The organism is Aeromonas sp. R7-2, from assembly GCF_040908105.1.
Lineage (GTDB): Bacteria > Pseudomonadota > Gammaproteobacteria > Enterobacterales > Aeromonadaceae > Aeromonas > Aeromonas caviae.
Window position 1 is genome coordinate 99,322 of record NZ_JBFODC010000003.1, and the last position, 22,812, is coordinate 122,133.

General features: G+C 64.3%; 21 protein-coding genes. 13 read left to right on the forward strand and 8 right to left on the reverse strand.

Annotated features, from left to right (window positions below; genetic code table 11):
- Positions 1 to 88: 88 nt before the first annotated feature.
- The 7 genes from AB5Y47_RS00465 to malZ all read left to right on the forward strand — a co-directional run bounded on the left by AB5Y47_RS00465 (position 89) and on the right by malZ (position 7,160).
- A complete protein-coding gene (locus AB5Y47_RS00465) occupies positions 89 to 535 on the forward strand; it encodes a DUF962 domain-containing protein (RefSeq protein WP_041214237.1) in 447 nt (148 codons plus the stop codon).
- Between the two features lie 21 nt (positions 536 to 556).
- Positions 557 to 1,036, forward strand: a complete 480-nt coding sequence (locus AB5Y47_RS00470; RefSeq protein WP_316287107.1) for a CreA family protein — start codon at positions 557 to 559, stop codon at positions 1,034 to 1,036.
- A gap of 77 nt (positions 1,037 to 1,113) precedes the next feature.
- On the forward strand, positions 1,114 to 2,103 hold the full coding sequence (locus AB5Y47_RS00475) for a 2-hydroxyacid dehydrogenase (protein ID WP_042864752.1): 990 nt from the start codon (positions 1,114 to 1,116) through the stop codon (positions 2,101 to 2,103).
- Positions 2,104 to 2,207: 104 nt separating this feature from the next.
- Entirely contained in the window at positions 2,208 to 3,569 is a 1,362-nt protein-coding gene (gene yegD, locus AB5Y47_RS00480; RefSeq protein WP_368219591.1) for a molecular chaperone, read from the forward strand.
- A gap of 178 nt (positions 3,570 to 3,747) precedes the next feature.
- The gene (locus tag AB5Y47_RS00485; protein ID WP_010676067.1) at positions 3,748 to 4,167 is read left to right on the forward strand and encodes an META domain-containing protein; all 420 of its coding nucleotides are present in this window, start codon (positions 3,748 to 3,750) and stop codon (positions 4,165 to 4,167) included.
- A 69-nt stretch (positions 4,168 to 4,236) separates the two neighbouring features.
- Positions 4,237 to 5,085, forward strand: a complete 849-nt coding sequence (locus AB5Y47_RS00490; protein WP_039039670.1) for an HDOD domain-containing protein — start codon at positions 4,237 to 4,239, stop codon at positions 5,083 to 5,085.
- Positions 5,086 to 5,330: 245 nt separating this feature from the next.
- Positions 5,331 to 7,160, forward strand: coding sequence for a maltodextrin glucosidase (malZ, locus tag AB5Y47_RS00495; RefSeq protein ID WP_029314873.1), 1,830 nt, complete (start codon positions 5,331 to 5,333; stop codon positions 7,158 to 7,160).
- A gap of 155 nt (positions 7,161 to 7,315) precedes the next feature.
- Here malZ and AB5Y47_RS00500 read toward each other — a convergent pair whose 3' ends face one another.
- Positions 7,316 to 7,849 carry an ATP--cob(I)alamin adenosyltransferase gene (locus AB5Y47_RS00500; protein WP_042016441.1) on the reverse strand — a complete coding sequence of 178 codons (534 nt, stop codon included), beginning with the start codon at positions 7,847 to 7,849 and terminating at the stop codon, positions 7,316 to 7,318.
- A 94-nt stretch (positions 7,850 to 7,943) separates the two neighbouring features.
- Positions 7,944 to 9,065: a DUF5610 domain-containing protein gene (locus tag AB5Y47_RS00505; RefSeq protein ID WP_049636071.1), complete on the reverse strand. Its 1,122-nt coding sequence runs from the start codon at positions 9,063 to 9,065 to the stop codon at positions 7,944 to 7,946.
- Between the two features lie 169 nt (positions 9,066 to 9,234).
- On the opposite strand from AB5Y47_RS00505, the gene trmA reads away from it, so the two are divergent.
- The 4 genes from trmA to AB5Y47_RS00525 all read left to right on the forward strand — a co-directional run bounded on the left by trmA (position 9,235) and on the right by AB5Y47_RS00525 (position 13,129).
- Positions 9,235 to 10,368, forward strand: coding sequence for a tRNA (uridine(54)-C5)-methyltransferase TrmA (gene trmA, locus AB5Y47_RS00510; protein WP_042864749.1), 1,134 nt, complete (start codon positions 9,235 to 9,237; stop codon positions 10,366 to 10,368).
- A 264-nt stretch (positions 10,369 to 10,632) separates the two neighbouring features.
- Positions 10,633 to 11,340: a two-component system response regulator RstA gene (gene rstA / locus AB5Y47_RS00515; protein ID WP_010676073.1), complete on the forward strand. Its 708-nt coding sequence runs from the start codon at positions 10,633 to 10,635 to the stop codon at positions 11,338 to 11,340.
- Positions 11,341 to 11,566: 226 nt separating this feature from the next.
- Positions 11,567 to 12,892 (forward strand): two-component system sensor histidine kinase RstB, encoded by a 1,326-nt coding sequence (gene rstB / locus AB5Y47_RS00520; RefSeq protein WP_323913925.1) that lies wholly within the window; start codon positions 11,567 to 11,569, stop codon positions 12,890 to 12,892.
- Positions 12,893 to 12,946: 54 nt separating this feature from the next.
- A complete protein-coding gene (locus AB5Y47_RS00525) occupies positions 12,947 to 13,129 on the forward strand; it encodes a hypothetical protein (protein WP_010676075.1) in 183 nt (60 codons plus the stop codon).
- Positions 13,130 to 13,203: 74 nt separating this feature from the next.
- On the opposite strand, the gene AB5Y47_RS00530 is transcribed toward AB5Y47_RS00525, so the two are convergent.
- The 3 genes from AB5Y47_RS00530 to rpmE all read right to left on the reverse strand — a co-directional run bounded on the left by AB5Y47_RS00530 (position 13,204) and on the right by rpmE (position 16,405).
- Positions 13,204 to 14,460: a malic enzyme-like NAD(P)-binding protein gene (locus tag AB5Y47_RS00530; RefSeq protein WP_043153426.1), complete on the reverse strand. Its 1,257-nt coding sequence runs from the start codon at positions 14,458 to 14,460 to the stop codon at positions 13,204 to 13,206.
- Positions 14,461 to 14,639: 179 nt separating this feature from the next.
- A complete protein-coding gene (locus AB5Y47_RS00535) occupies positions 14,640 to 16,073 on the reverse strand; it encodes a DUF2867 domain-containing protein (protein ID WP_042864746.1) in 1,434 nt (477 codons plus the stop codon).
- 116 nt (positions 16,074 to 16,189) lie between these two features.
- Entirely contained in the window at positions 16,190 to 16,405 is a 216-nt protein-coding gene (gene rpmE / locus AB5Y47_RS00540) for a 50S ribosomal protein L31 (protein WP_010676078.1), read from the reverse strand.
- A gap of 147 nt (positions 16,406 to 16,552) precedes the next feature.
- Here rpmE and priA point away from each other — a divergent pair, with 147 nt between their 5' ends.
- A complete protein-coding gene (gene priA, locus AB5Y47_RS00545) occupies positions 16,553 to 18,760 on the forward strand; it encodes a primosomal protein N' (RefSeq protein ID WP_368219594.1) in 2,208 nt (735 codons plus the stop codon).
- On the opposite strand, the gene AB5Y47_RS00550 is transcribed toward priA, so the two are convergent.
- The gene (locus AB5Y47_RS00550; protein ID WP_213320517.1) at positions 18,757 to 19,296 is read right to left on the reverse strand and encodes a TetR/AcrR family transcriptional regulator; all 540 of its coding nucleotides are present in this window, start codon (positions 19,294 to 19,296) and stop codon (positions 18,757 to 18,759) included. The genes priA and AB5Y47_RS00550 overlap by 4 nt on opposite strands.
- Positions 19,297 to 19,446: 150 nt before the next feature.
- On the opposite strand from AB5Y47_RS00550, the gene AB5Y47_RS00555 reads away from it, so the two are divergent.
- Entirely contained in the window at positions 19,447 to 19,842 is a 396-nt protein-coding gene (locus AB5Y47_RS00555; protein ID WP_171864758.1) for an HPP family protein, read from the forward strand.
- 52 nt (positions 19,843 to 19,894) lie between these two features.
- Here AB5Y47_RS00555 and ompA read toward each other — a convergent pair whose 3' ends face one another.
- On the reverse strand, positions 19,895 to 21,025 hold the full coding sequence (ompA, locus tag AB5Y47_RS00560) for a porin OmpA (RefSeq protein ID WP_048209598.1): 1,131 nt from the start codon (positions 21,023 to 21,025) through the stop codon (positions 19,895 to 19,897).
- Positions 21,026 to 21,272: 247 nt separating this feature from the next.
- A complete protein-coding gene (gene ilvA, locus AB5Y47_RS00565; protein WP_041211987.1) occupies positions 21,273 to 22,805 on the reverse strand; it encodes a threonine ammonia-lyase, biosynthetic in 1,533 nt (510 codons plus the stop codon).
- Between the last annotated feature and the right edge of the window lie 7 nt (positions 22,806 to 22,812).

Below are 22,812 nucleotides of genomic sequence, written 5' to 3' on the forward strand. Positions count from 1 at the left end.
GGGTCATCCCATCCGGTGGGCGCAGCCCGCCGCAGACGCACAGGAACGCGAGGTCGCCCGGCCTCAATACGCGCACCAGGGAGGTGCCATGAAACGACTGGATGACTGGTTTCGCGACTACGGCCAGAGCCATCAACACCCCGTCAATGTGGCCATCCACAAGGTGGCGGTGCCAGGCATCTACCTCTGCATCCTGGCACTGCTCTGGTGCCTGCCCGCCGGTCCCCTGCCAGCGTCCTTCAACTGGGCGGGGCTGGTGGCCATCCCGGTGCTGGTCTTCTACCTGCGGCTGTCGTTGACGATCTTTACGGGGATGACGGCCCTGACCGCCCTGGGACTGGCCTTCTGCCACGTCTGGCAGGGGCCGCTGCTGTGGCCTGCCCTCATCGGGTTCGTGCTGTTCTGGATAGCCCAGTTCGTCGGTCACCATATCGAGGGGAAACGCCCCTCCTTTCTCACCGACCTGCAATTTCTGCTGGTAGGCCCCGCCTGGGTGCTGGCCAGCCTCTATCGTCGTTTGGGCATCCCTTTCTGAGGGAGGCCAACAGGAGAGACCATGAGACATCTTCAGACCCTTGCTCGCCCCCTGCCCCTGCTGCTGGGGGCAGTGATGGCCGGCCCGGTGCTGGCCGACAAGGCCGATCCCGTCGGCGAGGTGAGCACCGCCTTCAAGCTGCTCGGCCCCAACCACAAGATCCTGGTGGAGGCGTTCGACGACCCGAAAATCACCGGTGTCGCCTGCTATCTGGCCCGCCCCAAGACAGGGGGCGTCAAGGGCGGACTCGGGCTGGCGGAGGATCCCTCCCACGCCTCCCTCTCCTGCCACCAGATCGGCCCCATCACCCTGCCCGCCAGGCTGAAGGCGGGGGAAGAGGTGTTCGATGTCAGCACCTCGCTGGTGTTCAAGGAGCAGAAGGTGGTGCGTTTTTACGACGAGAAGCGCAATGCCCTTGTCTATCTGACTTACAGCACCAAGTTGGTGGATGGTTCGTACAAGAGTGCAGTGAGTGCCGTCCCCATCATGCCCTGGGGTTGAAACAGCACCACTTATCCCGTGATGACGGTCACTATTTGTTGTAATTTAACCACATCATTATCTACGGAGAGCGCACCATGAGAGTCGCCGTTTTCAGTACCAAGAGCTACGACAAGGAACATTTCCACCAGGCCAACGCCCAGTACGGTTTCGATCTGGAGTTCTTCGACGTGCGGCTGGAGGCCAAGACGGCCCGTCTCGCCCACGGCTTCCCCGTGGTCTGCCTGTTCGTCAACGATGATGCCGACCGCGAAGTGCTGACCGAGCTGGCGCAGTACGGCACCAGGGTCATCGCCCTGCGCTGCGCCGGTTACAACAACGTGGATCTGGCCGCCGCCAAGGAGCTGGGACTCAAGGTGGTGCGGGTGCCTGCCTACTCCCCCGAGGCCGTTGCCGAACATGCGGTGGGCCTGATGATGACCCTCAACCGCCGCATCCATAAGGCGTATCAGCGCACCCGGGACGCCAACTTCTCCCTGGAAGGGCTGGTGGGCTTCAACATGCATGGCCGCACCGCCGGCATCATAGGCACCGGCAAGATCGGCATCGCCACCTTGCGCATCCTCAAGGGGTTCGGCATGCGCCTGCTGGTGAGCGACCCCTATCCGAACCAGGCGGCCATCGATCTGGGCGCCGAGTACGTGGATCTCGACACCCTATTCCGTCAGTCCGATGTCATCAGCCTGCACTGCCCCCTGTTCAAGGAGAACTATCACCTGCTGAACAAGGAGGCCTTCGCCAAGATGAAGGACGGGGTGATGATCATCAACACCAGCCGGGGCGGCCTGCTCGACTCCAACGCCGCCATCGAGGCCCTCAAGACTGCCCGCATCGGCGCCCTGGGGCTGGACGTCTACGAGGAGGAGGAAGACCTCTTCTTCGAGGACAAGTCCAACGAGGTGATCACCGACGACGTCTTCCGCCGCCTGTCTGCCTGCCACAACGTGCTGTTCACCGGTCACCAGGCCTTCCTGACCCGGGAGGCGCTGCACGCCATCGCCGACACCACCCTCAGCAACATCCAGGCCATCGAGAGCCAGGGCCGCTCTGACAACGAAGTGGAGTGATCCCTGAGACGTTGTCGCCACGCCATTGATCCCGCCGCCGGGTTGTGAGACCCGGCGGCATCGGGTAGGCTACCAGCCCTTTTTTGTACAGGAGTCTGGCCAGCATGTTCATCGGATTTGATTACGGTACCTCCAACTGTGCCGTCGCCGTGATGGAACAGGGCAGCCCCAGGCTGCTGACCCTCTCCGGTTCCCATTACCTTCCCTCCACCCTGCACGCCCCCCACCGGGACGCCATCGCCGGCCTCCTGGCCGAAGGGCTGGCCCCCGTCCAGCAGAGCGAATACCTCAAGCTGCGCGGTCCCGTGGTGACCCGGGCACAGGCGGTGCGCCGCCAGATGCGCGAAGAGGGACTCATCGACGAGCTGAGCTTCGGCGGTGCGGCGCTGGCGCGCTATCTGGAAGAGCCGGACGAGGGCTACTACATCAAGTCCCCCAAATCCTTTCTCGGGGCCTATGGCCTCAAGGCTCCCCAAATCGCCCTGTTCGAGGACATCGTCTGCGCCATGATGTTGCACGTGCGCCGGGAGGCGGAGCAGCAGACGGGCAGCACCATCCGCCAGGCGGTGATCGGCCGACCGGTCAACTTCCAGGGACTGGCGGGGGAAGAGAGCAACCGCCAGGCCATCGCCATCCTGAGGGAGGCGGCACGCCTCGCCGGGTTCGAGCGGGTGGAGTTCCTCTATGAGCCGGTGGCCGCCGGCTTCGAGTTCGAGGCGCGCCTCACCGAGGATGCGGTGGTGCTGGTGGTGGACATCGGGGGCGGGACCACCGACTGCTCCGTACTGCGCATGGGCCTGAGCCACCGTGACCAGCTGGATCGCAGCGGCGATCTGCTCGGTCACAGCGGCCAGCGCATCGGGGGCAACGACTTCGACATCCGCCTGACCGTGGAGGGCATGATGCCGCTGCTCGGCATGCACGAGAACCTCAAGACCGGCAAGCCACTGCCCCATCCCCTGTTCTGGGACGCCGCCGCCATCAATGACGTCAGTGCCCAGAGCCGTTTCTACAGCCTAGATACCGCCCGCCAGTTGCAGGATCTCCAGCTCGACAGCCAGCCCGGCAGCAAGCTCCCGCGCCTCGCCAGCCTGCGGGCCCACAAGCTGAGCCATCAACTGGTGTGGCGCGCCGAGCAGGGCAAGATCGCCCTCTCCGACCACGAGCACAATCACCAGACCCTGAACGAGCTGGAAAAAGGGCTGGAGGCGGCACTCACCCGCCCCCAGCTGGCCAGTGCTTCCGCCCCCTTGCTGGAGAAGATTGGCGAGCTGATGGACGAGGCTATCCTGGCGGCAGGCGTGCAGCCTGACCGGGTCTTCGTCACCGGCGGCAGTGCCCGCTCCCCCCTCATCAAGGCCTTCATCCAGCAGAAACTGCCCAAGGTACCGCTGGAGGGGGGTGATGACTTCGGTTCGGTGGCCTCGGGCCTCGCCCGCTATGCCGAGCGCCTGTTTGCGGACTGAGACGGCCAGGGGAGCCATGGGCAACCGGTAGACAGGTTCGCTCGGGACGGGTGTTGCCATTTGCCGACACCCCCTCTTCCCCCGGGGCGACAGAAGCGGTCGGGCTCCTCCCCCCTCGCCCTGCCGCCCGGGCCCGGGGACGGGTATGCTTGTCATACCCACCACCGGAGCCCCTTCAATGCCCAGATACCTGCTACTGCTGCTCGCCCTGCTTCTGCTCAGCGCCTGCAGCAGTGCTCCCCGCTTTGCCTCGCAAGATCTGCAACACCATCACTGGGTGCTCGATCGGCTGGATGGCCAGGCCATCGCCAGCCGCCGCAGCAATCCCCCCGACATCGAGATCGGTGAACACTTCACCGTCAACGGCATCGCCGGTTGCAACCGCTACTTCGGCCAGGGTCACCTCAAGGGGAACAAGCTCTGGGTCACCAGCCTCGGCAGCACCGCCATGGCCTGCCCCCCCGAACTCGATCTGATAGAGCAGGCCGTGCTCGCCACCCTGACGGAGGGGGCCACACTGAGCGGTTCCACCCAGACCCTGATCCTCCAGGGAAAACGGCACCGTTTGGAATACAGGCTGCAAGACTGGGTGTACTAGGGCTCACAAAACCGCTCGCCAGCAGGAACAACTGGCCAGGCTGTGGCACAATATGAGGCATTGTTAGCAATGGAGGCTGCCTCAGCCATGTCGATGGATCGCCTGTTTGGCAAGATCAAGCAACTGCCCACAATTCCGAAACTGCTGCACGAGCTGATGCAGAGTTTCAACGACGAGAATGCCCGCATCGACGAGATCGCGGCCAAGATCGCCATGGACCAGGTGATCAGCGTCAAGGTACTGCGGATGGCCAACTCCGCCGCCCTGCGCCGTGGCAATGAAATCACCTCCATCGAACAGGCGGTGATCCGCCTCGGTTTCAACCGCCTGCGCTCCGTGGTGGTCGCCTCCGGCATCATCAGCAGCTTCAAGGCCCCCCCCGGCTTTGACAAGCTCCACTTCTGGACCCAGACCTTCCAGGTCGCCACCATTGCCCGCACCCTGGCACAGCAGACCACCTCGGTGGATCCCGAGACCGCCTTCACCTGCGCCCTCATTCACAACATCGGCGAGCTGCTGATCCAGAGCACCCTGCCGGAAGAGGCGGGGCTCATCAATCTGGCCATCGAGAAAGGCAGCAGCCGGGTCGATGCCCAGCGGGAGATGCTGGGTTACGACTATGCCCAGCTCGGCGCAGAGCTGGCGCGGCGCTGGAACCTGTCGCCCGCCTTCGTGGATGCCATCGCCCAGCAGCTCGACCCCCTCTCCCACGATCCGGTCAGCAAGGAGGCCGTGCTCATCCGGCTCGCCGTCTTCGTCTCCTTCGCCTGGCAGGCCGGCGTACCGGCACAGGCCATCATCGCCCGTTTCCCCAGAACCCTGGCTGACCAGCTGGGGCTGGATCCCGCCAGCCTGGCGGATCAGCTGGAGCAGCTGCACGAACAGGGCAACGCCCTTGCCGATTTGCTGACCCAGTAGATGCACAACGGCCGATCAGCAGGAGCCGGATCCCCGTCTCATTCTGGCGGATCAGCTCGAACAGCTGCACGAACAGGGCAACGCCCTGGCCGATTTGCTGACCCAATAGCGTCACGGCAGACCGCCCAGCCAAGCCGGAAGCACCGTCTCATTCTGGCCGGTCGTCACATACACACGCCCATGGACGGGATAAGATGGCCTGCGCCCATCCCCCATTCCTGAGCCTCTCTGACACAGTAGATACCATGACCCATCCCTTCCTGTTTCACCCCCAGGCGGCACCCTGGTTCAAAGAGAGTGCCGACACCCTGCAGCTCACCCTGTTCAGCGAGCTGGACGCCCCCATCCGCGAGGTGTGGCTGCGCCACGAGCCGGACAACGAGGAGTATCTGGTCGCCATGACGCCGGTCGCCACCCGGGACAGGCTTCAGGTCTGGCAGGTCGAACTGCCGCTGGCCAGGGGGCAGGAGATCCACCTCTACTGCTTCAAGTGCCTCACCGACGAGGAGCAGTGGTGGCTGCACGGGGCAGGCGTCAGCGCCGCCATGCCGCCGCGGGAGCAGCATTTCCGCTTCAACAGCCATCACCAGCCCCCGGCCTGGGTGCAGGATCAGGTGTTCTACCAGATCTTCCCCGACCGCTTCTGCAACGGCGACCCGTCCCTGAGCGTCAAGCATCACGAGTACGAGTACAGGGGCAAGGCGGTCATCAGCAAGGCCTGGGGCGAGCCGGTCAGCCGCCACGAAGAGGGGCACGGCGCCTGTGAATTCTACGGCGGGGATCTGGCGGGCATCGACGCCAAGCTGCACTACCTGCAATCCCTGGGGGTGACGGCGCTCTACCTCAACCCCATCTTCGATTCGCCGAGCAACCACAAGTACGACACCCAGGACTACTTCAAGGTGGATGCGCACCTCGGTACCAATGCCCAGTTTGCCGAGCTGACCCGCAACCTGCACCAGCGCGGCATGAGGATCATCCTGGATGCGGTGGTTAACCACACCTCCACCGAGCACCCCTGGTTCTGCCCGCCGCTGGGCGCCCAGAGCAACCCGGATTCCCCCTGGCGCAGCTTCTACACCTTCGATCAGGAAGGGGATTATGTTAGCTGGAAAGGGATCCGCAGCCTGCCCAAGCTGGATTTCTCAAGTGAACAGGTGCAGGACGCCGTTTATCGGGCAGACAACGCCATTCTGCGCTACTGGATGCGCGCCCCCTACCAGATCGATGGCTGGCGCTTTGACGTCATCCACATGCTGGGGGAGCGGGGCACTGCCGAGGGCAATCGCGGCCATGTACGCGCCATTCGCGGCGCGGTGAAGCAGGAGAATCCGGACGCCTACGTGCTGGGCGAGCACTTCTTCGAAGCGAGCCAGTGGCTGCAGGGGGATCAGGAGGACGGCGCCATGAACTACTACGGCTTCGCCCACCCCATCCGCGCCTTCCTGGCGGGGCAGGACATCGCCTATCACCCCATCAAGATCAGCGCCACCGAGCTGGATCACTGGCTCAAGCTGGCGCGGGCCCATATTCCGTTCAAGAACCAGCTGGCCCAGTTCAACCTGCTGGACAGCCACGACACTGCCCGCTTCCTGCACCTGCTGGGGGAAGACAAGCAGCGGATGCGACTCGCCGCCACCCTGCTCATCACCTACATCGGTGTGCCCTCCATCTACTACGGCGACGAGGTGGGGCTCTCCGGCGGCAACGACCCGGACTGCCGCCGCTGCTTCCCCTGGGATACCACCGACTGGGATCACGTGCTGCACGACCACTATCGCCGCCTGATCCAGCTGCGCCGCCAGCGCCCGGCCCTGCGCCGGGGAGACATCCAGACCCTCTACGCCGGCCCCCACAGCTATGTGTTCGCCCGTACCCTGCAAAGCGATCAGGTGGTGGTCGCCTGCAACCGCCACCCCACGGAGCCGCGCACCATCAGCCTGCCCCTGTGGCAGACCGCCAGCCCCGCCAGCCGCTTCACCGACGCCTTCAACGGCGACAAGTTCGAGGTGGTGCAGGGGGAGGTGCAGCTCACGATCCCGGCCAACTCGGCCAGGGTACTGCTGTCGAGCTAGGGATCGCGGCAATAGAAAACCGGCGCTCGGGGCGCCGGTTTTTTTTATGCCTGCACCCACCGAAGTGGCGGATGCTGCCTCATCGCTGTTTTTCGATCCAATAACCCTACGCCGCCATGTGTGATGCGACGAATGCATCAAACATCGTCTCTTCATCAGTAGTTGATGCTGACATAGGGGACTTCGGTCACATCCCACGCCTGCTTGAGGTAGACGGTGAGCACGAAGAAGAAGTTGGCCAGCAGGTTGGCGAAGCGATAGAGGATAGGATCGAAGCGCACGCCGCTCTCTTCCAGGCGTACCAGCAGACGCACCACCTTCTTGCTGCCACAGCGGCACAGGTGCAGGGTGGGAATGGGCTGGGGCCCCTGGGGCAGCACGAAGCCGGTCACTCGGCCGCGACTCGCCTCGTTGTAGTGATCGTACCGCCCCTTCAGCCAGTCCAGATCCTCCTCGAAGATGCCGAGCCGTCCCCGCACCGAGCCGTTGAGGTTGTAGATGAGCCGCTGCAGGGTCGCCAGATCCGCCATCACGGGCCGGGTATCCTCATCCGGCATCAGATGAGAGAGCACGGCCCCCACCTGGCAGCAGAGCTCGTCGGTGGCGATCTCGTAGTCGCACTGGAACTGGGTTTCGAAGATGAAGGGGTAGCAGAGCTCGCGCTTGTCTCTTGGCTTCTTGGGGTTCATGGCATCGCCGGGCTGGGGAAAAGGGCAGTGTGCCAGCCCGGGGACGGGCTGGCAAACACCCCGCCCCCGCCGGCATCACGGGGGCGTCGCCAGACTAGCCGGTCGCCATCTGCTGGCCAAGCAGCCGCATGGCCTCCAGCATCCGCTGGTTGAAGCCCATGAAGCCTGCCCCCTGGGTCGCCCCGTCCTGACCCCGCGCCGCCAGCACGGTGGGTGTCAGCGCCTCCTGCTGGGAAGGGGGCAGCAGGGCGTCGGCCTGCTGCTGCAACCGGCTGAGCCTCGGCAGGTAGTCCGCCAGGGGCTTGAGGCTCTCCTGCAGGGAACTGGCCCCCTGGTAGGTCTGACTCAACTTGGCCGATTGCTTGAGCTTGAGGGAGTAGGAGACCAGCTGGCTGTCATCCAGTTGCAGCCCGTTCAGCCCGTCCGCCAGGGTCTTGCCGTCGCCCCCCTTGAAGAACTGCCCGGCCAGCTCGTCCAGCCCCTTGACCAGGGTGCCGATGGCATCCATCTCGGCACTGTCGAGATCCCCCTCCAGGGAGAAGTCGAAGCTCTGGCTCGACTTGAGGCTGAACTGGCTGCCGCCCCCATCGCTCTGGGACTTGAACTGCCAGCTGTCGCTGAAGCGCAACATCACCTTGTCCCCATCCCGGGTCTCGATCTCGAGGAGGGCCTGCTGGCGGCTGGCCATCCTGGCATCCCCCAGATCCGTGGTCGACACCTTGCCGAAGAACTCCTTCTCGAACTCGTCGAGCCCCTTCTGGATCAGCTTGTAGCTCTGATCCATGCCGGTCTTGATGTCCTCGTTGTCCGCCCAGTCACCGAGCTGCTTCCTGGCGTCACCGAAGCCCTTGTCCACCCCCTTGCGGGCCTGCTCCATCATTTTGGTCAGGTCGTCGTCGGACTTGCCGTCCGCACGGGCCGCGCCTATCCGCCCGGTGACGAACTGCAACACGTTGTCCGCCACCGACTGGAAATCGAACAGGGTCTCCGGGGTGATCTCCTGGGGTTCCTGCACCTTGGGTGCCTTGTAGCCCTGGCCGTTGATCTCCAGCGCAAATTGCAGCGCCTGCTGGATCAGCACCTGGGCCCATTTCGGGGGCTTGTTCAGGGAGACCTCATCCCCCTTGTCCGCCGTCTTCGACTCCGTCTGTTGAGGCGATTTGGGAGCAATGCCCACTCCCTTGGGTTGGGCTGCGCCCATGCCATCAATTTGCATCATTACTCTCCCGCCTATAGTGGTGGATCGGTTATCGGCCCGACTGGCCACTTCTTGACCACAAAAAACTTGGACAATCCGCAACGGCCTTTTAAAATCCCCACCCTTTGGTTGGCTGCGGCCTTCCCCCGGTCTTTCCCCGGCTCTGCCCGGTGCATGCGAGGTATCCATGACTCAATCCCAGCCCTCTTCCGCCGACGCCCAGGGCAGACGGACTCCTGCCGACTACCAGGCCCAGCTCGACGAGAAGCGCGATCGCCTCACCCAGCTGTTCGCCCCCTTCAATCCGCCTGCGCTGGAGCTACACGCCTCTCCCGCCGAGCACTACCGGATGCGCGCCGAGTTCCGCATCTGGCACGAGGGGGATGACCTCTTTCACTGCATGTATGCACCGGCCACCAAGGAGATCATCCGGGTCGACAGCTTCCCCACCGCCAGCCTGCTCATCAACCGGCTGATGCCGGTGCTGCTGGCCGGGCTGCGCCCGCACCCCGTGCTGCGCAAGAAGCTGTTCCAGATCGACTATCTCTCCACCCAGTCCGGCCAGATCTGCGTCAGCCTGCTCTACCACCGCAAGCTGGAGAACGAGTGGCAGCAGGCCGCCGAGGCGCTGCAGGCCGACCTGCGTGCCAAGGGGTTCGAGCTGCAACTGATTGGCCGCGCCCACAAGCAGAAGATCTGTCTCGGGGATGACTTCGTCATCGAACGCCTGACCGTGCAGGGGCGCGAGCTGGTCTACAAGCAGGTGGAAAACAGCTTCACCCAGCCCAACGCCGCCATCAACGAGCAGATGCTGGGCTGGGCCCTGGACGTGACCAAGGGGAGCGAGGGGGACCTGCTGGAGCTCTACTGCGGCAACGGCAACTTCTCCATCGCTCTGGCGCAGAACTTTCGCAAGGTGCTGGCCACCGAGATCGCCAAGCCGAGCGTGGACTCCGCCCAGTTCAACATCGCTGCCAACGGTGTCGACAACCTGATCATCCTGCGCATGTCGGCGGAGGAGTTCACCATGGCGATGCGCGGTGAGCGGGAGTTCAACCGCCTCAAGGGGGTCGATCTCGGCGCCTACCAGTGCAACACCATCTTCGTCGACCCGCCCCGGGCCGGTCTGGACGACGCCACCGTCAAGCTGGTGCAGGATTACGACAATATCCTCTACATCTCCTGCAACCCCGAGACCCTGCAGGCCAACATGGCCGTGCTCGGTGAAACCCACGAGATCGCCCGCTTCGCCCTGTTCGACCAATTCCCCTGGACCCACCACATGGAAGCCGGGGTGTACCTGAAGCGCAAGGGCGGCTGATCCGGGCGGTTCCCCGGCTGCTCCATGGCAGCCGGAGCCGCTTTGGCCACTAAAGGGCGCGGATCCTGCCTCATCGCGCTGCCCCGACCCGCCACGGGACAATTGGGGCGGCCCGATGCCAACCGGTTCATCCTGTCCCCCCTTCTCCCCCGGGAGAAGGGGCAATAACCCCCGCATTGATTAGTTATCCCGGTGCAGAGCGCGGACGCAGCCGTTATGCTGGCGACACGCCCACTCACGCCATGACCGGGGAACCACGCCACCATGCCACGCGTTCTGTTTGTTGAAGACGATCCCGAGATAGGCCAGCTCATCAGCAGCTGGCTCGGTCGCCACGACATCGAGGTGCTGCTGGAGACCCGGGGTGACCGGGCACTCGACAGGGCCCTGGCCGAGCAGCCGGATCTGGTGCTGCTCGACATCATGCTGCCGGGGCAGGATGGCCTCTCCCTGTGCCGGGATCTGCGTCCGCGCTTTGCCGGCCCCATCGTCATGCTCACTTCGCTCGACAGCGACATGAACCAGATCCTGAGCCTGGAGCTGGGGGCCAACGACTACATCCTCAAGACCACGCCCCCCCCGGTGCTGCTGGCCCGGCTACGAGTCCAGTTTCGCCAGCAGGGGCAGAGCCAGCAGGCCGTGGTCCCCGCCGCCCCGCCCCAGCGCCTGCAGTTCGGCCGCCTCCAGATAGACGGCCCGGGTCGGGACGTGCGCCTCGATGGAGAGAGCATTCCCCTCTCCACCGCCGATTTCGACCTCCTGTGGGAGCTGGCCTGCCACGCCGGCCAGATCCTGGGGCGGGAGGCGCTGTTTCGCAGCCTGCGGGGGCGCGACTACGATGGCCAGGATCGCAGCATGGACGTGGCCATCTCCCGTCTGCGCCGCCGGCTCGGGGATGACAGCAACAACCCGACCCGCATCAAGACGGTGCGCCAAAAGGGTTATCTACTCGTACCCCAGGCTTGGGAATGAGCTGGTGTCTCACACGCCTGCACACCAGAAGCCAGGGAATGACAGCAACAACTCGCCGCATCAAGACGGTGCGCCAGAAGGGTTACCTGCTGGTGCCCCAGTCCTGGGAATAAGCCCCGCCGAATGACCTTGATGCACTCAGCCTTCTCCCATTGCGGGAGAAGGGTTGGGGATGAGGGGCAACAAGGCAATGCCCAGACGCAATCCAGGCAAGAGGAGAGCCCCGATGCGACGCCTGTTTATCCAGTTCTATCTGCTGCTGATAGGCTGCTTCACCCTCGCCATTCTGCTCATCGGGCTGGTCTATCAGGTCAGTGCAGAGCGGGCGGGGGACCGTTATCTGGAGCGGATGATGCAAGGCTCCCTCGGCCTGCTCACTGGCGAGCTGGCCCGGCTGCCGCCGGAACACTGGGCCGCCCGCACCGGCGAACAGAGCCGCCAGCTCAATCTGCCGCTGCAGATCGGCGTCCTCGCCAACCAGCCCCTGGCCAGCGAGGATCAGGCCTTCCTCGAGGCGGGCAACATCGTCATCGTCGAGGAGGATGACACCTTCCTGCAGCGCATCCCGAACACCGACAAGGTGCTGATCGTCGGCCCCGTCCCCTACCTCTCCTACCTGCACGAGCTGCACTGGGTGGACGTGGGGCTGTTGCTGCTCATCGGCCTTTCCCTCGGCCTGCCCATCCTGCTCTGGCTGCGCCCCCACTGGCGCGGCCTGCAACAGCTCGAACAGACCGCCCGCCGGGTCGGCGACGGGGATCTCTCCTGTCGCACCGGTTTGCCGCCCGGCAGCAGCCTGGGCCGGGTCGGCCGCACCTTCGACCAGATGGCGGAGCAGTTGCAGGCCATGCTGGCCAGTCGCAAGCAGTTGACCGACGCCATCGCCCACGAGCTGCGCTCCCCCCTGGTGCGGCTGCGCTATCGCCTCGCCATGCTGGCCGAGCCTCCCTCACCCGAGGAGCAGCAGGGACTGGAGCGGGACCTCGGCGCCCTCGATGCCCTCATCGAGGAGATGCTGACCTATGCCAGGCTCGATCGCCCCGAACTGCCGCTGCAATGCAGCGATCTGGAGCTCGGCAGCTGGGCCGGCAGCCGCCTGGCCGACTGGCAGGCCCTGCGACCGGACAAGCGGCTCGACTTCGTGCGCCCGGCCATGGCTCTGCCCTGGCGCGGCGACACCCGATTGCTGGACCGGGCGCTGGAAAACCTCATCGGCAACGCCCTGCGCCATGCCACCAGCCAGGCAAGCCTCTGCATAGCGCGACAGGGGGACGACTATCTGCTGGAGGTCGCCGACGATGGCCCCGGCATCGATCCCGCGCTGGCCCCGCAAATCTTCGAGCCCTTCGTGCGCCTGGATCAGAGCCGGGACAGACGCACCGGCGGCGCCGGGCTGGGGTTGGCCATCGTGCGCAGCATCGCCCACCACCACGGCGGCGAGGTGCAACTGCTGCCAAGCAGCAGCGGTGCCCGTTTCTGCCTGACCCTGCCCGTACATTTGGATACAAACCGTCACCAGTCGCTCACTGAACCGCAGGTCGAACAGCCCTAGGATGAAGTCATGGAGAGACGCTCCATGTCATCAAACCGAACGAGGAACTGGAATATGAACAAGCTGATCCCCCTGACTCTGGCCGCTGTCTTCGCCCTGACCTCCGGCTTCACCATGGCTGCCACCCCGACCAAGGCCGCCGCTCCCCACGCCACCCAGACCAAGGTCGTGAAAAAGCATCACAAGGCTGCCCACGCCAAGGCGCCGGCCGTCAAGGTTGCCCCCAAGACCAAGTAAGCTGCCCGCTTCCGCCATGAAAAAGGGGCCCCCGACAGGGGGCCCCTTCTGTTTTTTTACGCGCTTGCCGTGACTCAACCCAGCATGTAATCCGCCGGCAGTTCGATGCGGGCCACCCCGGAGGCAACCGCCGCCAGTGCCACGGCACGGGCAACCCGCGGCAGCAGGCGGGCGTCCATGGGCTTGGGAATGACGTAATCCTTGCCGAAGGCGAGTTCACTCACGCCAGCGGCGGTCAGCACCTCGGCGGGCACCGGCTCCTTGGCCAGAGCACGGATCGCCTCCACTGCCGCGATCTTCATGGCATCGTTGATGCGGCTGGCACGGGCGTCGAGGGCGCCGCGGAAGATGAAGGGGAAGCAGAGCACGTTGTTGATCTGGTTCGGGTAGTCCGAGCGGCCGGTACCCATGATGAGATCCCCGCGTACTCCGTGAGCCAGAGCAGGCTTGATCTCGGGGTCCGGATTGGAGCAGGCGAAGATCACCGGGTTGGGGGCCATCAGGGCCACCGCCTCGGCAGGCAGTACGTCCGGGCCGGAGACGCCGACGAAGACGTCAGCCCCGTCGATGACATCCATCAGGGTGCGCAGGGGGGTGTCGTTGGCGAAACGCTGCTTGTACTGGTTGAGATCGGTGCGGCCGCTGTGGATCACACCCTGGCGGTCCAGCATGAAGATGTTGTGCGGCGCAGCCCCGCACTTGATCAGCAGATCCATGCAGGCGGTGGCGGCGGCGCCGGCGCCCATGCAGACGATGCGGCTGGTGCCAATCTCCTTGCCCTGCACTTCCAGCGCGTTGAGCAGCCCGGCGGCGGTGACGATGGCGGTACCGTGCTGGTCATCGTGGAACACCGGGATGTCGCAGCGGGCGATCAGCGCCTCTTCAATTTCGAAGCACTCGGGGGCCTTGATGTCTTCCAGGTTGATGCCGCCGAAGGTGTCGGCGATGGCGGCCACCGTATCGATGAACTGGGCGCTGGTCTCGTGCTTCACCTCGATGTCGATGGCGTCGATGCCGGCAAAGCGCTTGAACAGCAGGGCCTTGCCCTCCATCACCGGCTTGGAGGCCAGCGGGCCCAGATTGCCCAGCCCCAGGATGGCGGTGCCGTTGGAGATGACGGCCACCAGGTTGCCCTTGCCGGTGTAACGGTAGGCATCGGCCGGATTGGCGGCGATCTCGCGTACCGGTTCGGCAACGCCCGGGCTGTAGGCCAGCGCCAGATCGCGAGCGGTCTCGGCGGGCTTGGTGAGGGCGATGGCGATTTTGCCCGGGACAGGTTGGGCGTGGTAGTCGAGTGCCTGTTGGCGGAGATCGTGCTGCTGATCGGACATGGGGGACCCCGATACGGAAATGAATGAGTGATGCGTTGGCTCGCCAGCGGGCGAGGGCTGAGGATCATAAAGAAATCCCCCGCCCTTTCACAGCATAAAATATCGCTGGATAGCAATGACAGGCTAATCAGTAGCATGTCATGCCACCCAAAACTACCCAATTAGTTATAGATTCGATTTCAATCCATGACTGGAATGCCGGCTTTTGCCTCTGCCTGCCGGGCGATGGCCTCCGTCATCCCCTGGAAGATGAAGAGGTGAAACGGCAGCATGGCAAGCCAGTAGGCCAGCCCCCAGGCCCCCTGCGGATGCCAGTGGGCCGTCACCCGCAGCCGGGTCAGGCCGGACTCCAAGGGCTGGATGTTGAACTCCAGCCGACCGACGCCGGGGGCCTTCATGTTGAACAGCAGATCCAGCCTGCGTCCTTCATCCACCCCGAGGATCTGCCAGGAGTCCAGCATGTCCCCCTTCACGAAGCGATCCGGGTTGGTGCGTCCCCGGGTCCGGGCCGGGCCGCCGATCAGGTGATCCATCCATTCGCGCACCACCCACAGCTCGTTCATGTAGAAGTAGCGCTGCTCACCCCCCAGTTGCTGCAACACCTGCCACACCACCTCGGGGGCGGCGAGGCAATCCGCCTCCCCGCTGGCGGTGCGGTCGTAGAAGCCATACTCGGGATGACGCCAGCGCAGACCAAGGGGCGTCTCCTCCCCGTGCTGCTCGGCACCGAGCCTCTGCTCCAGCGCCAGGCTCTCCGCCAGCGCCTCATCGAAGCTGAGCAGATGCTGGGGCAACAGGGCGCGCAAGGGGCCATCATCCGCCGGGATGTCGTGCTTGAGCCCCCCCACCAGCGCCTTGGCGATGGGCTGGGGAACCGAGGTGGCGAACTGCAGCCACCAGGCGGAGAGCCGGGGGCTCAAAAAAGGTATCGGAATGATGGGGCAGCGTTTGCCGATATGGGTGGCGAACTTCTGGAGCTGCTGCTGGTAGCTGAGCAGCTCGGGGCCGGCCGCATTGAAGATCTGGCCATCCACCCCGTCGGCTTCCACCAGCCCGCCCAGATAGTGCAAGAGGTTGGAGAGGGCAATGGGGGGCGTGCGGGAACGCACCCACTTGGGCGTCACCATCATGGGCAGGTTGTACACCAGATCCCGCATCACCTCGAACGCCGCCGAGCCGGGGCCTATGATGATGCCGGCACGCAGCTCTACCGTGGGCACCCCTGCGCTGCGAAACAGCTCCCCACAGTAGCGCCGGGAGTTGAGGTGGCGACTGTTGCAGGGCTCGGGCTGGATGGCGCCGAGATAGACGATACGGCGCACCCCGGCGGCACGGGCGGCGGCGGCGAAGTTCTTCACTCCCTGCTGCTCCAGCCGGTGAAAACCGGCCCCCGCCCCCATGGCGTGAACCAGATAGAAGACGGTGTCGACCCCCGCCAGCGCAGGGGGCAGGGTGGCCGGCTTGAGGCTGTCGGCGAGGCGAAACGCCACCCCCTCCGGCAGACGGCAGGGACGACGGGCCCCGGCGATGACCCTGTACCCCAGACCCTGCAGATGAGGCACCAGGTAGGATCCTATGTACCCGGCAGCTCCCATCACCAGACATGTGCGCATCGGCTCTTCTCCCTTGGTTGAGCCAACACCATAGGGCAAAGCGGGGAATTACAGAATGGCGGCCAATAAAAAAGGCACCCGATGGGCGCCTTTTTCAGAATTCTTCAGAAGCAAGATTACTTCTTGGAGGTCAAGCCACCGAAACGCTTGTTGAACTTGTCTACGCGGCCGCCGCTAGAAACTTCTTTCTGCTTGCCGGTGTAGAACGGGTGGCACTCGGAGCACACGTCCAGGTTCAGATCTTTACCGATGGTAGAGAAGGTGTTGATGACGTTACCGCAAGAGCACTTGGCGGTGATGGCTACGTAGTCAGGATGGATACCAGCTTTCATGGACAACCTCAATTATCAGGCCGTGTCGCCATCCGATCTCTTGTCGGACACCACACGATTGTTGAACACAGTTTCAAAGGCTGCGAATAATATAGGAAACGCCTGAGATCAGGCAAGTGGCTTCGCAGAAAAAATAGGCAACCCCTGGTGAATTCTTCCCAAACGCTGGATCTGGTTCGTGTGGCTGTACCGGTGCCGTTACGCCGTCATTTCGACTATCTCTCTCCCCTGCCCTTGCCTGCCCCCGGTTGCCGGGTCGAGATCCCGTTCGGCCCGCAGACCCTGGTTGGTCTGGTGGTGGATCACCCGACCGAGAGCCAGGTCCCCCGCAACAAATTAAAACCCTTGAAGAGGGTGCTCGACCGCTCCCCCGTGCTGGGGCCCGACATTCTGGCGCTGATGGCCTGGAGCGCCGGTTACTACCAGCATCCGCTGGGGGAAGTGCTGCCCCATGCCCTGCCGGTGCTGGTGCGCAAGGGTGAGCCCGCCGCCTATCGGGAGCTGGAGTTCTGGTTTGCTACCGATGCGGGCATGGCCATCGACCTCAACGAGCTCAAGCGGGCGGCCAAGCAGCAGCAGGCCCTCGCCTTGCTGCGCAAGGGGCCGCAGACCCCCTCCGCCCTCAAACAGGAGGAGATCCAGAGCGCGGCCCTCACCGCGCTGGAGAAGAAGGGACTGCTGGAGAAGCGCTCGCTGGAGCCGAGCCATGATGGCGACTGGGCCACCCGCTTCGAGCCGGGTGAGGGGCTGCGCCTCAACGGCGAGCAGGCGCTGGCGGTGGCCGCCGTCACCAGCCAGAGCAACAAGTTCGGTGCCTTCCTGCTGGACGGCATCACGGGCTCCGGCAAGACCGAGGTTTACCTCAGCATCCTCGAGCCCCTGCTCAAGGCGGGCAAGCAGGCGCTGGTGATGGTGCCGGAAATCGGCCTCACCCCCCAGACCATCAACCGCTTTCGCCGCCGCTTCAACGTGCCCGTGGTGGCGATGAACTCCGCCATGAACGACAGGGAGCGGCTCGATGCCTGGCTGGCCTGCCGCGACGGTGGTGCCGCCATTCTGATCGGCACCCGATCCGCGGTGTTCACGCCGTTCAAGGACCTCGGCATCATCATCATCGACGAGGAGCACGACGGCTCCTTCAAGCAACAGGACGGCTTTCGCTACCACGCCCGGGATCTGGCGGTGATGCGGGCCCATCGCGCCGGCATTCCCATCCTGCTTGGATCTGCCACCCCGTCGCTGGAGACGCTGCACAACGCCCGTAGCGGCAAGTATCACCACCTCAGCCTGACCCGGCGCGCCGGCAACGCCCAGACCGCTCGCCAGGTGATCCTCGACATCAAGAACGCGCGGCTGCAGGCCGGGCTCTCCCCCCAGCTGGAGCAGCTGATGGCCGAACACCTGGCGGCGGGCAACCAGGTGATGCTGTTTCTCAACCGCCGGGGTTATGCGCCGGCACTCATCTGCCACCAGTGCGGCTGGAGTGCCGCCTGCGAGCGCTGTGACGCCTGGTACACCTGGCACCAGGCCGGTCGGCGGCTGCACTGCCACCACTGCGACAGCGTGCGCCCGCTGCCCCACCACTGCCCAGAGTGTGGCAGCAACGAGCTGATCGGCTCCGGGGTCGGCACCGAGCAGCTGGAGCAACTGCTTGGCACCGTGTTCCCGCAATATCCGGTGGTGCGCATCGACCGGGACAACACCCGCCGCAAGGGGGAGCTGGAGACGCACCTCGGCGACATCAAGGCGGGCAAGTACAAGATCCTGATCGGCACCCAGATGCTGGCCAAGGGCCACCACTTCCCGGACGTGACGCTAGTGGGCCTGCTGGACGTGGATGGCGCCCTGTTCAGCGCCGATTTCCGCGCCGCCGAGAAGCTGGCCCAGCTCTACACCCAGGTGGCGGGCCGGGCTGGTCGCGCCAGCAAACCGGGGCTGGTGGTGCTGCAGAGCCACCATCCCGAACACGCCCTACTGCAGGATCTGACCCAGAACGGCTATGGCCACTTCGCCGACACGGCGCTGAAAGAGCGCCGCCTGCTGGGGCTGCCACCGTTCAGCCATCAGGGACTGTTCCGGGCCGAGGCCAACGGCCGCGACGAGGTACAGCTGTTCCTCAGTCGTCTCGCCGATACCCTGCGCAGCGCCCGCTATCCCCAGGTGCAGGTGCTGGGGCCCATCAGCGGCTTCATGGAGCGCAAGGCGGGCAAGTTTCGCATGCAGCTGCTGGTGCAGGGGCCCAGCCGTGCACCGCTGGCCCAGCTGCTCGACTGGGCGGTGACGGAGCTGGAGGGGTGGCCCGAGACCAAGCGGGTGCGCTGGAGTCTGGATATCGACCCCACGGAACTGAACTAGCGCGGCTCTGCCAGCACGGCCTCCGCCAACACCCTGGCCTGTTCCAGAGCCAGGGGCTGCTCATAGCTGTGGGCCATCACCACGGCCCCTTCCAGCAGCAGGCATAACCCGGTGGCCTGCACCTCGGTGCATTCGAGGGCCTCCCTGACCCAGTTCAGCAACGCACGCTTGTGGGCCACCACCAGCTTGCGCACCGGGTGGCGAGGATCGGAGAACTCGGCGCTCGCGTTGATGAAGTTGCAGCCGTAGAAGTCGCGGCGGCCAAACCAGTCTGCAAAGCCATCGAGCAGCGCCAGCAACCTGGCCTCCCGCCCCGACACCCCATCCATCCTGGCATCGAGCAGGGCAAAGAACTCCGCATCCCGTGCCATCAGCACGGCTTCGATCAAGGCATCCTTGGTGGGGAAGTGGCGATAGAGGGTGCGTTTGGTACTGCCCGCCTCGGCCCAGATGCGATCGATGCCGGTGGCGTGAAAGCCGTGACGATTGAACAGCCGATAGGCTGTCGTCATCAGCTGTTGCCGTTTTTCGCTCATGGTGAATTTCCTCTTGAAGTACACCGATCTGTCTACCTAATGTCGCAGGCTGGATCAAGTGATCCGGCACAGACAAGGAGACAGGAGATGGAAACAAGACGATGGCGAAGTGCCTGGCTGGCAGGGCTCGGTGCCTGCCTGGCCATAATGTTGCTCGGCTGGCTGGACATGAGCTGGCAGTCAACCCTGTTGATGGCACCGTTCGGGGCAAGCTGTGTGCTGCTCTTCTCACTGCCGGACAGTCCGCTGGCCCGTCCGCAGAACGTGCTGGGAGGCCACCTGTTATCGGCCACCGTGGGTTTGGTGGTGCAATTGCTCCCGCTACCGATGGAACTCAAGCTGGCGCTGGGTGTGGGCCTGTCCATTGCACTCATGCAGGGACTGGGGCTGATCCACCCCCCCGCCGGAGCCAATCCACTGTTGATCCTGCTCACCACCCAGTCCTGGCCTTTCCTCTGGCAAACAGTGCTGCCCGGCGCCTTGCTGCTGATCATGGTGAGTCATTGCGCCAAGCGGCTGCAAACGTCACGGCTCACACCCACATAAACAACGAGGGGGCCAAGGCCCCCTCGTTGTTTAATAGCAAGGCAAAGATGGCTTATTCGGCGACCTGGGAGACCCCGGTCAGGCGCACCTCGACCCGGCGATCCGGGGCCAGGCAGGCGATCATCTGCGCCTTGGCGCCATCCGGGCAGCTGCCCCCGGTCACGGGCGAAGACTCTCCCCGCCCTTCGGCACGCACCTTGTCGGCAAACAATCCCTTGGCGATGAGATAATCCGCCACCGTGCGGGCACGCTGTTCGGAGAGGGACTGGTTGTAGGCCTCCGAGCCGATGCGGTCGGTATGACCGATCACCGTCGCCACCCCGTCTTTCGGATTGGCCGCCAGAATCTGGGCAAACAGGTTGTCGAGGGCCTGGCTGGCGGCTGGCTTCAAGGTCGCCTTGTTGAACTCGAACAGCACATCGGAATCCAGGCTGAACTGCTTCTCCACCAGCACGGGGGCCGGGGCGGGCGCAGGTTCAGGCGCAGGCGTTGGTGCCACCGGCTCGTCGCCGATCTGGCCGAAGCGATAGAGCATGCCGACCGACAGCAGGCCGTTGTCCATCTCGATGCCTGACTCGTCGAGGGAAGTCTTGCCAAGGGGTGTGGTGTACTGGTATTCGAGGCGGGCGGCCCAATCCTTGTCGATGGCGTATTCGACCCCCAGCGCCCCGACAAAGGCGGCACCATGATATTTGTTGCCCTCATGGGATTCGGAGAGGCTGCTGGTGCCATCGCTGGCCCTGACGTTGAGTGAGCTCTCGGTCCAGGCATAGGCCCCCCCGAGACGGCCGTAGATATCCAGTGCCGAGGTTGCAGGCAGGATGATCTTCATGGTGGCCTGCACCATCTGGGCCTTGGCCTCGCCATCGAGTGCGAAATCAACTCCGTTGCCCGAGTAGTGCTTGTCCACCTGATACTTGCCGAGCCAGTCATAGCCGAGCTCAACCGCCACGTTTCTGTTCACCTGATAACCGGCAAACAGCCCCAGACCGAGATCATCGCTGTTCTCGTTCACCTTGGTCGCATCGAACAGCTCTTCGACCTGAGCGTTGTAATCCACCCCGTAATAATTTGACCAGCCGGCCTTGCCGCCGACATACCAGGTGTTGTCCTGGGCGGCAGCCTGCACCGTCCCTGTTGCCATCAAAGCGCCGATCAGGACGGCGAGCATAGATCTGTTCATGGATGAGCCCCTGCAATGAATTGTTATGACGCGGCTGCGTCTCTCTTCCCTGACGGGGCCCTGAACCCATGCCCCGCATTCAGATTATCCCATCTGCAACCAGCCTCAAACGACCAGGGACTCAGGAGTGTGATATTGGCGACATTATCAGCCACCGTGCCCCCAATCATGGGGGCCGGCGCGTTGCCCATAAAAAAACGAAGAGCCGGGCTCTTCGTTTTTCATCTGGCAAGGGGATGGCCCCCGCTCACTGACTGCCCTGGCTCGCCAGGAACAGGCGGTAGGCGGGATCCTCGCTCACCTCTTTCCAGCCGTAGCCAATCTCGTGCAGGTAGTCGTGGAAAGCCGCCACGTCCTCGTCCGGCAGCTCGAAGGCGCAGAGCACCCGTCCGTAGTCGGCGCCGTGGTTGCGGTAGTGGAACAGGCTGATGTTCCAGCGACAGCCCAGGGTCTCGAGGAAGCGCATCAGGGCCCCCGGCTGCTCAGGGAACTTGAAGCTGTAGAGACGCTCACCGAGGGGCCGGGCCGGGCGGCCGCCAATCATGTAGCGCACGTGGTTCTTGGCCAGCTCGCTCTCGGTCATGTTGACCACCGGATAACCGTTGCCGCCGAGCTGATCGATGATCTGGCCCAGCTCCTCGTCACCGCCGGTGAGGCGCACCGAAACGAACAGCGACGCCTGCTCGGCATCCGCATAGCGGTAGTTGAACTCGGTCACCATGCGCGGCCCCAGCTGACGACAGAAGTCGAGGAAGGCCCCCTTGCGCTCGGGGATGGTCACCGCCAGCATGCCCTCGCGCTTCTCGCCGATTTCGCAACGCTCCGACACATAGCGCAGGCTGTGGAAGTTGACGTTGGCGCCGGACAGAATGGCCGCCATCCGTCCCCCTTTCACCTGCTCTCGCTCGCTGTAGGCCTTGAGGCCTGCCAGGGACAAGGCCCCCGACGGCTCGGCGATAGCGCGACAGTCATCGAAGATGTCTTTCAGTGCGGCGCAGATCTGGTCGTTGGAGACGGTCACCACCTCGTCCAGATACTGGTTGCACAGGCGGAAGGTCTCCTCGCCGATGCGCTTGACCGCCACCCCGTCCGCAAACAGGGAGACCCGCTCCAGATTGACCGGCTCGCCGGCCGCCAGCGCCGCCTTGAGGCAGGCGGACCCCTCCGCCTCCACCCCGATCACCTTCACATCCGGCAGCAGCTGCTTGATGTAGACCGCCACCCCGGCGGCCAGGCCGCCGCCGCCCACCGGCACGAAGACGTGGGTGAGGTGGGTATCCTGCTCCAGCAGCTCCTTGCCGATGGTGCCCTGGCCCGCGATCACCTCGACGTCGTCGAACGGCGGGATCAGGGTGTAGCCCTCCAACTCGGCGAGTCGGCGGCTCTCGCCGTAGGCCTCATCGAAGCTGTTGCCAAACAGCATGACGTTGCCGCCCTGACGGCGCACCGCGTCGATCTTGATGTCCGGCGTGGTCTTGGGCATCACGATGATCGCCTTGATGCCGAGCTTGGCGGCCGACAGGGCGACCCCCTGGGCGTGGTTGCCGGCAGAGGCGGCGATGACGCCGCGTTCTTTCTGCTCCTGGGTCAGGGTGGCGATCTTGTGGTAGGCGCCGCGCAGCTTGAAGGAGTGAACCGGTTGCAAATCCTCCCGCTTCAGGCTGACGTGATTGCCGAGCCGCTCGGAGAGTTTCTTCAGGGTTTGCAAAGGGGTGACCCTCGCCGCCTCGTAGACGGGGGAGAGCAGTACCTTGCGTAGATAATCCGCCGCAGAGACCATGGTTTAT